Origin of the sequence: Candidatus Sodalis sp. SoCistrobi (assembly GCF_900143145.1) — a bacterium.
Classification (GTDB): domain Bacteria; phylum Pseudomonadota; class Gammaproteobacteria; order Enterobacterales; family Enterobacteriaceae; genus SoCistrobi.
In genome coordinates, this window is the sequence record NZ_FRDB01000005.1 from 32,152 (window position 1) to 44,889 (window position 12,738).

12 protein-coding genes, 1 other RNA gene and 3 pseudogenes are annotated in these 12,738 nt (G+C 60.8%); 7 read left to right on the plus strand and 9 right to left on the minus strand.

From position 1 onward, the window contains the following. The first annotated feature begins 35 nt into the window (after nt 1-35). Together elbB and mtgA are read left to right on the plus strand one after the other, a co-directional pair. Nucleotides 36-689, plus strand: a complete 654-nt coding sequence (gene elbB, locus CINSTRO3249_RS01030) for an isoprenoid biosynthesis glyoxalase ElbB (RefSeq protein ID WP_074011804.1) — start codon at nt 36-38, stop codon at nt 687-689. Next, nucleotides 686-1,417: a monofunctional biosynthetic peptidoglycan transglycosylase gene (gene mtgA, locus CINSTRO3249_RS01035; RefSeq protein WP_074011805.1), complete on the plus strand. Its 732-nt coding sequence runs from the start codon at nt 686-688 to the stop codon at nt 1,415-1,417. The genes elbB and mtgA overlap by 4 nt, the downstream gene beginning before the upstream one ends. Before the next feature lie 7 nt (nt 1,418-1,424). Here mtgA and dolP read toward each other — a convergent pair whose 3' ends face one another. From dolP to CINSTRO3249_RS01055, 4 genes and pseudogenes are all read right to left on the minus strand, one after another. Continuing rightward, a complete protein-coding gene (gene dolP / locus CINSTRO3249_RS01040) occupies nt 1,425-2,000 on the minus strand; it encodes a division/outer membrane stress-associated lipid-binding lipoprotein (protein WP_074011806.1) in 576 nt (191 codons plus the stop codon). A gap of 9 nt (nt 2,001-2,009) precedes the next feature. Then, entirely contained in the window at nt 2,010-2,600 is a 591-nt protein-coding gene (gene diaA, locus CINSTRO3249_RS01045) for a DnaA initiator-associating protein DiaA (protein WP_074011807.1), read from the minus strand. Nucleotides 2,601-2,638: 38 nt separating this feature from the next. After that, on the minus strand, nt 2,639-3,031 hold the full coding sequence (locus tag CINSTRO3249_RS01050) for a YraN family protein (protein ID WP_074011808.1): 393 nt from the start codon (nt 3,029-3,031) through the stop codon (nt 2,639-2,641). Further along, nucleotides 2,989-5,109 (minus strand): annotated as a pseudogene (locus CINSTRO3249_RS01055) (penicillin-binding protein activator). The gene CINSTRO3249_RS01050 and the pseudogene CINSTRO3249_RS01055 overlap by 43 nt, the downstream one beginning before the upstream one ends. A 62-nt stretch (nt 5,110-5,171) precedes the next feature. Here CINSTRO3249_RS01055 and rsmI point away from each other — a divergent pair. Then, nucleotides 5,172-6,038 carry a 16S rRNA (cytidine(1402)-2'-O)-methyltransferase gene (gene rsmI / locus CINSTRO3249_RS01060; protein WP_074011819.1) on the plus strand — a complete coding sequence of 289 codons (867 nt, stop codon included), beginning with the start codon at nt 5,172-5,174 and terminating at the stop codon, nt 6,036-6,038. A 73-nt stretch (nt 6,039-6,111) separates the two neighbouring features. Continuing rightward, nucleotides 6,112-6,490, plus strand: an RNA gene (rnpB, locus tag CINSTRO3249_RS01065) — RNase P RNA component class A. A 61-nt stretch (nt 6,491-6,551) separates the two neighbouring features. Here rnpB and CINSTRO3249_RS01070 read toward each other — a convergent pair. After that, the gene (locus CINSTRO3249_RS01070; RefSeq protein WP_074011809.1) at nt 6,552-7,268 is read right to left on the minus strand and encodes a pirin family protein; all 717 of its coding nucleotides are present in this window, start codon (nt 7,266-7,268) and stop codon (nt 6,552-6,554) included. Between the two features lie 109 nt (nt 7,269-7,377). Here CINSTRO3249_RS01070 and CINSTRO3249_RS01075 point away from each other — a divergent pair, with 109 nt between their 5' ends. Next, nucleotides 7,378-8,268, plus strand: a complete 891-nt coding sequence (locus tag CINSTRO3249_RS01075; protein ID WP_074011810.1) for a LysR family transcriptional regulator — start codon at nt 7,378-7,380, stop codon at nt 8,266-8,268. 30 nt (nt 8,269-8,298) lie between these two features. Here the strand turns inward: CINSTRO3249_RS01075 and CINSTRO3249_RS01080 are convergent. Together CINSTRO3249_RS01080 and CINSTRO3249_RS01085 are read right to left on the minus strand one after the other, a co-directional pair. Then, a pseudogene (locus tag CINSTRO3249_RS01080) lies at nt 8,299-9,296 on the minus strand (glutathione S-transferase family protein). A gap of 171 nt (nt 9,297-9,467) precedes the next feature. Beyond that, on the minus strand, nt 9,468-9,905 hold the full coding sequence (locus CINSTRO3249_RS01085) for a DoxX family protein (protein WP_074011811.1): 438 nt from the start codon (nt 9,903-9,905) through the stop codon (nt 9,468-9,470). 286 nt (nt 9,906-10,191) lie between these two features. Between CINSTRO3249_RS01085 and CINSTRO3249_RS01090 the strand changes: the two genes are divergently transcribed. Both CINSTRO3249_RS01090 and CINSTRO3249_RS01095 read left to right on the plus strand, forming a co-directional pair. Beyond that, entirely contained in the window at nt 10,192-10,797 is a 606-nt protein-coding gene (locus tag CINSTRO3249_RS01090; protein WP_074011812.1) for a TetR/AcrR family transcriptional regulator, read from the plus strand. A gap of 100 nt (nt 10,798-10,897) precedes the next feature. Next, nucleotides 10,898-11,590: a type 1 glutamine amidotransferase domain-containing protein gene (locus CINSTRO3249_RS01095; protein WP_074011813.1), complete on the plus strand. Its 693-nt coding sequence runs from the start codon at nt 10,898-10,900 to the stop codon at nt 11,588-11,590. Between the two features lie 239 nt (nt 11,591-11,829). On the opposite strand, the gene CINSTRO3249_RS01100 is transcribed toward CINSTRO3249_RS01095, so the two are convergent. Continuing rightward, nucleotides 11,830-12,117: a YqjK-like family protein gene (locus CINSTRO3249_RS01100; protein ID WP_074011814.1), complete on the minus strand. Its 288-nt coding sequence runs from the start codon at nt 12,115-12,117 to the stop codon at nt 11,830-11,832. Nucleotides 12,118-12,206: 89 nt separating this feature from the next. Next, a pseudogene (locus tag CINSTRO3249_RS16150) lies at nt 12,207-12,589 on the minus strand (phage holin family protein); the annotation flags it as partial. Nucleotides 12,590-12,738: the final 149 nt, after the last annotated feature.

The following is a 12,738-nucleotide window of genomic DNA, read 5'->3' on the forward strand; positions in this document are numbered from 1 at the left end:
ACAAGTTCACCTACCAAACAGAAGGAATGTAGCCAATGAAACGGATCGGTATCGTGTTGAGCGGCTGCGGCGTCAATGACGGCAGTGAAATACAAGAGGCGGTGCTGACGCTGCTGGCCATCGATCGCGCGGGGGCCGATGCGGTCTGTTTTGCGCCCGATAAACCGCAGTTGCAGGTGGTCAACCATTTAAGCGGCGAGCAGACCGATGAACGGCGCAATGTGCTGGTGGAGGCGGCGCGGATCGCGCGCGGCCAAATCCAGCCGTTGTCGGCCGCCAACGCCGACGATCTCGATGGGCTGATCGTCCCCGGCGGCTATGGTGTGGCAAAAAATCTCAGCAATCTAGCGCAAACGGGCGCCGATTGTGAGGTTGATGCCGAGCTGGCGCGACTGGTGCAGGCCCTGCATCTGCAGCGTAAACCCCTGGGTTTTATCTGTATCGCGCCGGCGCTATTGCCTAAAATACTTGCTGTGCCGTTACGGTTAACGCTGGGCACCGATGTCGACGCCGCCGAGATGGTGGACGCCATGGGGGCCATCCATGTCACTTGCCCGGTGGACGACATCGTTATCGATGGCGATAACAACATCATCACGACGCCGGCCTATATGCAGGAAACCTCCATCGCCGAGGTGGCTAAAGGGATTGATAAGCTGGTGGCGCGCGTGCTGGAATATATTCCATGAAGCGTCGCAGCGGCGATCCGTTCCTGCTGCGGCGCCTCTGGCGCTGGCTGTTGAGAGGCTGCCTGGCCCTGGTGGCGCTGTGGCTGCTGGCGATAGTGCTGTTTGCTTTTGTACCGGTGCCGTTCACCGCCGTCATGGCGGAGCGGCAGATAGACCACTGGCTGCGAGGCGATTTTCACTATGTCGCCCACTCGCGCTGGGTGCCGATGCGGGCGATTGCGCCGCCGATGGCGCTAGCGGTGATGGCGGCCGAAGATCAGAAATTCTCCCGCCACTGGGGATTTGATATCACCGCTATCCGCGATGCGCTCAATCACAATGCCCGCAGCCGGCATATCCGTGGTGCGTCCACCCTGTCACAGCAGACGGCGAAGAATCTGCTGCTGTGGGACGGGCGCAGCTGGCTGCGTAAAGGGCTGGAAACCGGACTGACGCTCGGGCTTGAGGGGGTATGGACCAAGCGGCGCATACTGACCGTGTATTTGAATATCGCGGAATTCGGCGAGGGAATTTTTGGCGTCGAAGCGGCGGCGCAGCGGTTTTTTCTTAAACCTGCCAGCCGGCTGACCGCCGAAGAGGCGGCCCTGCTGGCGGCGGTGCTGCCCAACCCGCTGAGTATGCGCGCCGACGCGCCCAGCGCCTATGTCCGCCAGCGGCAGCGCTGGATCCTGCGCCAGATGCGGCAAATGGGCGGCGATGCCTATCTGGCGCAGGCGGGCCTGCGCTAAACCCTGGTTACTGCAAGTAGGTAAAGGCGGTGGTGACGTGTTTCACGCCGTTTACCTTACTGGCGACTTCGGCCGCGGCTTTGCCTTCGGCGTTGGTCACAAGCCCCAGCAGGAAGACTTCGCCGTTCTCGGTGGTCACCTTCACGTTGGACGATTTGACCGCGTCGCTGGCCAGCAGCTGCGAACGGATCTTGGTGGTGATCCAGGTATCCATGGACGCGCGTCCCAGCGACACCGGTTGCCCCTGGCGAATCTCGTTATACACCTCGGTGGCGCCGTCGACCCCCACCGCAATCTGCTTGGCACGCTCGGCAAGCTCGGGGGTCGGTGCCTGGCCGGTCAGCAGGACTTTGCCTTGATAAGCCGTATTGACAATGCGCGCGTCTTTCTTCAGCTGCTGATCTTTGGCCAGCGCGTTGGCGACCCGCGCCTCAAGGGTGCCGTCATCGACCTGCGTGCCGACGGTGCGGGGATCGGTGGCGGTTTTGGTGGCGACCGCGGCGGTGCCAACCACCACCGCGCCGACGCATCCTTGCAGCATCAGGGCGGTGCACAGCAATACTAATGGCGTATGTACCTTCATCTGGGCTCCTTAATCGTCCAGGTGGGGAAACAACTTATTATCTATCAAATCACATAAACAGTTCACGGTGAGCATATGCATCTCCTGGATCCGCGCGCTGCGATGGGATGGGATGCGAATTTCAACGTCCTGTTGACCCAGAAGGCCAGCCAATTCGCCGCCGTCGTAGCCCGTCAGGGCAACAATTTTCATGTCCCGCGTCACGGCCGCCTCGACGGCTTTCACGATATCACGGCTGTTGCCGCGGGTGGAGATCGCCAGCAGAATATCGCCGACCTGTCCGAGCGCGCGCACCTGCTTGGCATAGATTTCGTCATGCTGGCGATCGTTGGCGATGGCGGTCAAGACGACGGTATCCGCATTCAGCGCCATTGCCGGCAGGCTCGGGCGCTCGGCTTCATAGCGATTCAGCATGCAGGCGGCGAAGTGCTGCGCGTTGGCGGCGGAGGTGCCGTTGCCGCAGCATAAGATTTTTTTATCGTCGAGCAGCGCCTGCGCCAGCACGTTGGCGGCATGGGCGATGGCGTCCGGCAGGGCCTCCGCCGCCGCAATCTGAGTTTGAATACTCTCGGTAAAACAGCCTTTTATTCTTTCCAGCACGTTTAACAACCTGATAAGTCACAGATGAATGGGCGTCATTACGGTGCGCCGAAGGCGTCTTTCAGCCATTCTACCCGGCTTCCGGTAATGGCGATAATATCGAAACGACAAGCGGCGGTGTCGAAACTGGCGTCGCGCTGTGCCAGCCAGACCTGCGCGGCCCGCAGCAAACGGCGGCGCTTGCGCGGCGTTACGCTTTTGGCGGCGCTGCCATAGCTGTCGCTGCGACGGTAGCGCACTTCGACGAACACCCAGGTAAAGCGATCCCGCATGATCAAGTCAATCTCGCCGCCGCGGATATGCATATTGGCGGCGACAAAGCGCAGGCCGGCCTGCTCAAGGCGGCGGCGCGCGAATAGCTCCGCCTGCGCGCCACGTGAGCGGCCGCTTACTGCGCTGCTATGAGCTGGCCCCGCTGGTATTTCAGCCATGACAACGTCCTGTTGATCACGCAATCCGGCGTCGCCGACAGCGTGCCGGTTTCGCCTGCGACCTGGAAGCCCTGTATTTGCCGCATTTCGCTGAAGTGATTAGCCAGCGTCCAGGCATCCATACCCATGGCGTACAGCCGCACCAGCTAATAATCACCGTGGAACTGGCTAATTATCTGCGACAGCAGCGCCGGGTGGGCGCCGGTCAGCAGCGGAATATCGCTGAATTCCAGCCCCTCCATCTCCAGCCGGTAATCGGGACCGGCATCGGCCTGATAGCTGCGCGAACTGGCATACAGCGCCAGCCGGGCGCGCGAGCTGACGCGCATATCGATCATCGGCTTAATCAGCGCCAGTTCGTCAGGGGTGGCGATGATATAAACCGCGTCAATACTGCCGCCGGCGCTGCCGGACGGCGAAACCGCGCCATTATCCTGCGGCGCGGGGATGGTCAGGCCGGCAATGGTCACCGCCGCATTGGCCGGAGCCTCGCTCGCGGCCACCGGCGTGCCGGTCAGCTGAATACCGGCGCCGCTGTTGATGTTCTGTTTCAGCTCGGCGGAGGAGCCGAAGCGCTGTTCCAGCACCGTGGCGCCGCCAGCCTGACGCCAGGCGTCGGAAAACGCTTTCGCCACCCTATCGCCCAGGGCGCCGCGCGGCAACAGCGGCTGCTGCCGGCCCTGCTGGTGAATATGGTTGGCCGCATCGCGTGCCTCATCTTCTGGAGACAGGGCAAAATAGCAGATGTTAGGCCGCGACTGCAGGTGCTCCGGCTGGTTGAGCGCCAGGATGTTCAGCGTGCCGGCGGACGCGGCGCCGGGTTTATCGTTATACAGCGGCTCAACGTCGTTTTTCAGCAGCGGACCGATTATCATGCTGGCGCCATCGCGCTGCGCCTGGGCCAGCAGCGGCTGGCTTGAGGTATCATAAACCTTGACCGGCACGCCGCTGGCGGCGGCGGGCGCTGCCGACGGTTGGCCGCCGGCGCTCTGCCCGCTGAGGGTCGTCGCCTGGGGCGCATTATCCGCGGCGGCGGCCTGCCCGTCGACGCCCGATACAGCGGGGTCAGGACCGGTACCGGGAGCGGTCACCGGTCCGTCCTGATTGGCGCTGCCGCCGGCCGGTTCTGTCCCCGCCGTCCCGTCGTTCTGAGGAACGCCATCGGCGGACTGGCCCGCGGCGCTCGCGTCCTGTTCCGGCGCGCTTTGTTGCGTCGTCAGGCCGTTTTTCGCCGCCGAGAATCCTTGCTGAATCGCGTTGGAGAAAACCTGCGCCTGGCCGTTAAGCGGCAACAGCAAAGCAATGCCCCCCACCGAGGACGAGGCGTAGTTTAGCACCTGGCTGAGCGGTGTGGGCAGCGTTTTCGCCGCCGGGTTTTGCGGATAGCGGGTCTGCCAGTCTTTGATGGCCGCCTGCAACAGCGTGGGATCCTGACGATTGTCCTGATATACGCGCAGCAGATCCAGCCAGCCCTGCAGAACGTTTTCATCGGCGTTAATTACCAGATTGTTCTGCGGGGACGGGAGCGACACCAGCGTTTGCCAGGTTTTATCGATATTTTGCTGGCGCGCCGCCGGATCGGTCAGCAACGGCGCCTGGGCGATATAGGCGCGTACCAGATCCAGCGAAGGCCGGCTCTGGCCGGCATCGATCATCGCCTGGGTATAGCGCAGGCGCTGCGGCGCGTCGAGGGAGGCGCTGTCGATTTGCTGCAGGGCGGCGGCGGCGCTTTGCGGCTGATGCGACGCCAGCGCAAATTCCGCGCTCAGCAGCAGGCGTTCACGCTGGCGCGCCGCATCAAGCTGGGGCGGCAGGGCGGCGAGCTGCTGCTGCGCCTGCGGCAGGCGCCCTTCTTTGATCAGCGCGCGAATGGCAAGTAATTGGTAGTCGGTCTTGGTATCATTGCTACTTTGCTGCATCTGCTGCAAATAATAGTCGGCATTGGCGTTGGCCGGGATGGCCGCGCGGCCGGTCTGGCTTTCCGGACCCTGGGCGGTACAGGCGGCCAGTATCAACGAGGCCAGCACGACAGGAAGGAGACGTCCTGTTTTAAAACCCAATACATAAGAGGAAAGCATACTGTATCCAGTGATGTTTTTTTCAAGATGCTCAATATTAAATCGGCAATCCGGATGAAACAATGAATCAACACCAACAAGCGGATATTTCCGCATCAACGCTTTATGTGGTACCGACTCCCATTGGTAATCTGGAGGACATCACCCGGCGGGCGCTGTCTGTCCTGCAGGGCGTTGATCTTATTGCCGCTGAGGATACCCGTCATACCGGTCTATTGTTACAACATTTTGCCATAAATGCGCGGCTCTTCGCGTTGCACGACCATAACGAACAGCAAAAAGCGGACATTTTACTGGCGAAGCTGCAAGACGGACAGAGTATAGCGCTGGTGAGTGACGCCGGCACGCCGCTTATCAACGACCCGGGATACCATCTGGTGCGCCGCTGCCGCGAGGCCGGAATCCGCGTGGTGCCGTTGCCGGGCGCCTGTGCGGCCATCACCGCGCTGTCGGCCGCCGGGCTGCCGTCCGATCGGTTTTGCTATGAAGGCTTTCTGCCGGCGAAGCGCAAAGGGCGTCTCGATTCCCTGCAGGCGCTGACGCAGGAGCCGCGTACGCTGATTTTTTACGAATCCACCCACCGGCTGCTGGAGAGCCTGGAAGATATGGTGACCGCCTGGGGGCCGCTGCGCTATGTGGTACTGGCGCGGGAGCTGACCAAAACCTGGGAGACGCTATATGGCGCGCCGGTTGCTGAGCTTCTGGCCTGGGTGCAGGAGGATGAGAAGCGTCGCCGCGGCGAGATGGTACTTATTGTCGAAGGCTATCACGCGCCGGACGACGTGCTGCCCCCCGAGGCCCTGCGCACCTTAGCGCTATTGCTGGCCGAATTGCCGCTGAAAAAAGCCGCAGCGCTGGCGGCGGAGATCCACGGCGTGAAAAAGAACGCGCTGTATCGCTATGGCCTTGAACGGCAGCAAAAAGCGTAATGCGGCACTAACCTGTTGCCGGCACCGTATATCGCAGATGACAAGCGCCGGGAAAGTCCCTATACTGCGCCCCGGAGTTGACCAGACAGTCGCCGCTTCACCGTCGTCCCCGTAAGGGGAAACAGGGGGAGGGGAGGAAAGTCCGGGCTCCATAGGGCAGGGTGCCAGGTAACGCCTGGGGGGTGCAAACCCACGACAAGTGCAACAGAGAGCAAACCGCCGATGGCCCGCGCACGCGGGATCAGGTAAGGGTGAAAGGGTGCGGTAAGAGCGCACCGCGCGGCTGGTAACAGTTCGCGGCACGGTAAACTCCACCCGGAGCAAGGCCAAATAGGGGTTCACATGGTACGGCCCGTACTGAACCCGGGTAGGCTGCTTGAGCCAGCGCGTGAGCGCTGGCCTAGATGAATGACTGTCCACGACAGAACCCGGCTTAACGGTCAACTCCCCTCTTGCGTTAACCCCGCGCCTTATGCTGGCGCGGGTTTTTTTTTGCCGTTGGCGGGTGCCGGTTCAGGATGTCGAGCGGTCGTCGCCGGCCAAATCAATCAATAGCGCCCGCAGCGGTGCGGCGGCACGCAGCGTAAGCGGTTGCTCGTCATAGACAAAGGCGCCGTCGCCGCAGGCAAGCCGTCCGCGCGCGCCCTGCGGCCCGTCAATCTCCCCTTGACCGTAGACCGATTGCAGATAAGCACGCCGGCCGTTGAGCGGCACCGTCAGGCTTTCTCCCGCCGCCAGCGTTACCTGGTGTACCCACGCCTGCTGACGTAATTGCAGGCTGCCCTGCTCGCCCTGCGGCGAGGCCAACAGGACGTGGGCGGCCGCAGGCAGCGTAAGCGATTGCACGGCGGGGTTGTCCCGCGTGGGGCAGGCGTCGAGCCATAGCTGCAGTCGGGTCAGCGGCACGGCGCCGACGTTGTGCTCGCTGTAGCTGACGCCGGGGCGTGCGGCCAGCATCAGCGCCGCGCCGGCCGCCACCCGGACGGCGTGGCCGTTGCTATCGCGGTATTCGGCTTCGCCGCGCAAGATGATATTCAGCACATCGACCGGCGGGTAGGTCCGCGGCTGAAAGGCGGCGCCGACCGCCAGCACTTCCTGATTCAGCGCCCGCAGCGAGGCGTAATGTAAGAAGGCTGGATCGAAATAGTGGCCGAACGAAAAGGTATAGCGTGCCTGTAACCAACCGAAGTCCGCCTGGCCGCATTGTTGGGCTGTTCTGCAAGTAATCATGGCGTAATCTGTTTTCGCGGGGTCTTTACAAAGTGTAAGCGGCTGGACGGCGGATTGTTAGCAAGTTAATCTGGACGCCATATTCAAAAATCCTGAATGAGAACAACCGATGGCCAAAGACCGGGCGTTAACGCTGGAAGCCTTGCGGGTGATGGACGCTATCGACCGCCGAGGCAGCTTCGCCGCCGCCGCGGACGAGCTGGGACGTGTTCCTTCGGCGTTGAGCTACACAATGCAGAAGTTGGAGGAGGAGCTGGATGTGGTGCTGTTCGACCGTTCCGGCCACCGCACCAAATTCACCAATGTCGGCCGCATGTTGCTGGAGCGCGGGCTGGTGCTGCTGGAAGCGGCCGACAAGCTTACCACCGATGCAGAAGCGCTGGCGCGCGGCTGGGAAACCCACCTGACGCTGGTGACCGAAGCCCTGGTCCCCGCCGAGAAATTGTTTCCGCTCATCGAGAAACTGGCGCGTAAAGCCAACACCCAGGTGTCCATTATCAATGAAGTGCTGGCCGGCGCCTGGGAGCGGCTGGAGCAAGGGCGGGCGGATATCGTCATTGCGCCGGATCTTCACTTCCGCGCGTCGTCCGAAATTAACAGCCGCAAACTGTACCGCTTGCTTAATGTCTACGTCGCCAGCCCCGACCATCCGATCCATCAGGAGCCGGAGCCGCTGTCCGAGGTGACCCGCGTCAAATATCGCGGCATCGCCATCGCCGATACCGCCCGCGAGCGGCCGGTGCTGACGGTGCAGCTACTGGATAAACAGCAGCGCCTGACGGTGAGTACCATGGCGGATAAACACAAGGCGCTGCTCGCCGGGCTGGGGGTGGCGACCATGCCTTATCCGCTGGTGGAGGCGGATATCGCCGCCGGGCGTCTCAGGGTCGTTAGCCCGGAGTACAGCGCCGGGAGCGATATCATCATGGCCTGGCGCCGCGACAGCATGGGGGAAGCCAAATCCTGGTTTCTGCGCGAAATTCCTAAACTGTTCAGCTAAAGTCCTGCGGCCGTCCCAGGCGGTAGGGGATCATTCCTCGTCGACGCCGAAACGCTGCCCGCGGCAGTGGGGTTCGTCAAGACTTTGCTGCGGTCCGATGGAAATAATGCCGTGGGGATTGAGGGTCGGGTGGCTGCGGAAATAATGATGGCGAATATGGGCAAAGTCCACCGTTTCGGCCACGCCCGGCAACTGATAAATATCGCGCAGAAATCCCGAGAGATTTAAATAGTCGCTCAAGCGTTGTTGATCGCATTTAAAGTGGGTGTGATAAACCGCATCGAAGCGGATAAGCGTGGTCCACAGCCGTAAATCCGCCTCGGTCAGGCGGGGACCGGTCAGGTAGCGATGCCGGCCGAGAAGCGTCTCCAACCGTGCCAGTGCGCGAACACGCCCGCTACCGCCTCATCATAGGCCTCCTGACGGGTGGCGAAGCCGGCTTGGTAGACGCCATTATTCACCTGCGGATACACCCAGCCGTTAATTTCATCAATGGCGGTGCGCAGATGGGCGGGATAATAGTCGCCGGCCAACGCGCCAGCGCCATCGAACGCGCTGTTGAACATGCGCATAATATCCGCCGATTCGTTGCTGACGATGGTCTGCTGCTGCTTATCCCACAGCACCGGTACCGTGACGCGGCCGCTATAGCCGGCGTCCGCCTGCAAATATAGTTGATACAGAAAGGCCTTATCAAACAGGGGATCGCCGGTGGTGCCGGGGAAGTCGCGGCTGAAGGTCCAGCCGTTCTCAAGCATGAGCGGATGCACTACCGAGACCGGGATCAAACGGTCCAGGCCTTTCAGCTGGCGCATCAGCAGGGTTCGGTGCGCCCAGGGGCAGGCCAGCGAAACATAAAGATGGTAGCGACCGGCCTCAGCGCGAAAGCCGCCGCGTCCTTCCGGCCCGGCGCTGCCGTCAGCGGTGATCCAATTGCGGAACTGGGACGCCGAGCGTTGAAAACGTCCGCCGCTGGCGGCGGTATCGTACCACTTGTCCTGCCACTGCCCCTCTACCAGTAATCCCATCTTTTCACTCCTTCCAACGTCATGCCGCTCGGCGGCATATACCGACGGCTTATGCAGTGCCGGCCCGTCGCGTCGATGAATTGCCAAAACCGGCGCAGCGCCGGCTTTGTGCCCCGTTGCGCCGATGAATTGCCTCGACCGGCGCAGTGCCGCCTTACCGAACGAGCTCGCTTATCGCAGCACGGAACCGGCGGAAGGCGCCGTTGCCCGGGGTGATCTTTTTTTCTTCAGCAGATAATCCAGGCTGAAGGCGCCGGGGCCGCTTACCGCCAACAGCAAATAGCCACCGGCGATGGTCAGGTTTTTCATAAAGTTGATCTGGTTGCCCGCCTGAGCAAAGTCCGCATGGAAAATAAACGCCGTCAGCAGCGTAAATACCACGGTGACCAGCGCTACGCTGCGGGTAAGCAACCCGAATAGCACCGCCAAACCCCCGCCGACTTCCAGCAGAATGGTCAACGGCAGTAAAAAGCCCGGCACGCCCATCGCCGCCATGTATTGCTGGGGGGCGGCGTAACCGGCGCCCAATTTGCCATAACCGGCCACAATAAACAGTATAGGCATCAATACACGCGCCAGCAGCAGGGCAGTATCATCTAATTTTTTCATGGTTCTCTCTCGGGTTAGACCAGCCGGCGCGACGCACGGCCAGGGCTTGAACAGGATGCTTTCCGGCCAAGGGTACGGCGGAAGGTCATCGGATGCAGGCAGTGTAATGCGCGGCTATGTCCGGTGATAGCGAGTAAAACTGTCAGGTTTTATCAGAAAATTTGAACGATTTGGTCATGCGACTTCCGATCTTTAGAGTAAAGGGGGACGGCAACCGAGTCAGGCCAGAAGCAGGCGTGGATAAGTCGCACTAGACGACCGGTCCAATTAATGCTACTGTCATAGGATGAATAGCGCGATAACCATCGAAACCAACCCTGTGCGGGACTACATTCTGGCTACCGGCATGCGTATTATGGCCGGCAAGGGCTTTTCCGCCGTAGGGCTTAACGAAATTCTGACCGCCGCAGGTGTGCCGAAGGGGTCGTTTTATCACTATTTCGGTTCCAAAGAGGCCTTCGGCGAAGCGCTGCTTGAGCGTTACTTTGCGGATTATCTGGCGGAGCTGGACGCCACGCTTTGCGTTCCCGGCCTGACCATGGCGCAGCGCCTGATGAATTATTGGCAGAATTGGCAGGACACCCAGTCTTTTCACGACTGCCAGGGCAAATGTCTGGCGGTCAAGCTGGGCGCCGAGGTTGCCGATCTGTCTGAGGCCATGCGTCATGCGCTCCAGCGTGGGACCTCAGGTATCACCGATCGTCTGGCGCGGGCCATTGAGGGCGGTGTGGCGGAAGGGTCGTTGTCCGTCAACGGTTTGCCCGTTGAGGTTGCACAAAGCCTTTACCAGCTGTGGCTGGGCGCCAGCGTGATGGTTAAGATCGTCCGCCACACCCAGCCCTTTGCCACGGCGATGATAACCACGCGTCACATCTTGCATCTTTGCCCATGACCGGGGGGAAAGATAACAGCACTTCTGTGGAAGTGTTTTTTTAGCTGTAGTTTCAAGACGACCGGTCTAATATAAACTTTCTATCTTTAGGAGAAGCACAATGAAAATAGTAATGGTCCTGACTTCGCATGACAGACTGGGCGATACCGGCCGCAAAACCGGCTTCTGGTTGGAAGAATTAGCCGCACCCTATTATGCCTTTCAAGATGCCGGCGCCGAGATCGTGCTGGCCTCGCCCAAAGGTGGCCAGCCGCCGCTTGATCCCAAAAGTAATGAACCGGCTTTCCAAACCGATCTTACCCGCCGTTTCGAGGCCGACGCCCGGGCAATGGCGCAACTGGCTGCCACCGTGCGTCTGGACAGCGTCGCAGAGGCCGACTTCGACACGGTGTTTTACCCGGGCGGTCACGGCCCATTGTGGGACCTGCCTGTAGACACGCACTCGCGCGCGCTTATCACGTCGTTCCTTGCCGCCGGTAAGCCGGTTGCGTTGGTGTGCCATGCGCCGGGCGTGCTGCGTCACGTTCAGACCCCGGCAGGGCGGCCGCTGGTCGAAGGCAAAAACGTCACGGGTTTTAGCAACACCGAAGAAGAGGGGGTAGGGCTGACTCACGTCGTGCCGTTCCTGGTGGAGGATGAGCTGAAGGCCCTGGGCGGTCTTTATAGCAAGGGGGAAGACTGGGCGCCTTATGTTGTGAGTGATGGCCTGCTGATAACCGGCCAGAACCCGGCGTCATCCGCTTCGACGGCGGCCTTGTTGCTTGAGCAACTTAAGGCGGGCAAACCCGCCTGAGTCCGGGGGGCGGTGATGGGTGTAACCGTGCCGCGCCCATCAACACTACGCACAACGCCGGTCGGCGGCGTGCGGGCGAAAACCCGAACCTGGTGGCGGGGGCCGGACTGGATCTAGCCAAACTTGCGGGGCGCGCCGACCTTATCGGCAGCCTGCACGGCCTGCGCTCCAGAATAGGCCACCGGGGGGCAATAAAAAAGCGGCGCCGGGCCGCTTTTGACGATAATCTGCGCCCGGCGTCAGCGGCTTTCGAGCGCTTTGCGCACCATTTTGACCGCGCCCAGAATGCCGATGCCGCGTTTGGCCCAGCGCATCAGACGGCTGGGGTGGCGCACGTTATACAATGCCAGCAGGCTGGTACCGGCAATCAGGTAACGGCGAAGGCTTAATACACGTATCCAGCGCCGATCCCAAGGAGCGACAGCAAGCTGCCACTGGCGACCTTGCACGCCCAGCGCCTGTCGCTGCTGCTGGATTTGACGTAACAGCAGTAACTTCTTGGCGCGTTTCGGATTGCGTTCGCTCATTTCGCCTCCGCAATCCTGTCGCGCTGCTTATTTTTTACCTTTTCATCGTGCTTGCGTTCGGCTTCTTCGTTCTTAATTTCATCCTGCAGTTTTTCAAGGATGTTGCGATCCACCTGCAGCTCCTCACGCGTGGAGCCGAGCAACGAAGATTTACGCGCTTTGGCCAAGGTCACCACCGCGCCGACGATCGCCAGCAATAGCAGATGCCGGTGGTGGTGGCGATCGCCGTCAGGCGGTACTGCGGATCGATGGCCAGGATCACCAATACCAACAGGCTCATCAGACCGAACGCGGCAAACAGCAGCGTGATACCGGCCATCATCAGCATCTGAATGATATTGGATTTCTCTTCCTCCAGCTCCACGACGGCCAGGCGCAGGCGGGTCTCTACCATACCGACGACAATAGTAAGGATTCGCTGGGCGATATTGAATAAGCCATTACCGGGGCCCTGGTTTTGCTGTTCGATCATAATGATTAACGCCGTGTGATAAGTGAATAACCCCGAGTTTATTAGAGAGTAATTTTGGCAATACTACGCCGCTTCCTCTGATGCTAATTGCAAAGCGTAATAGTTCATTTCGGCTTCAGTAGGAGGGATGTAACCCAGCCGCCCGAGCA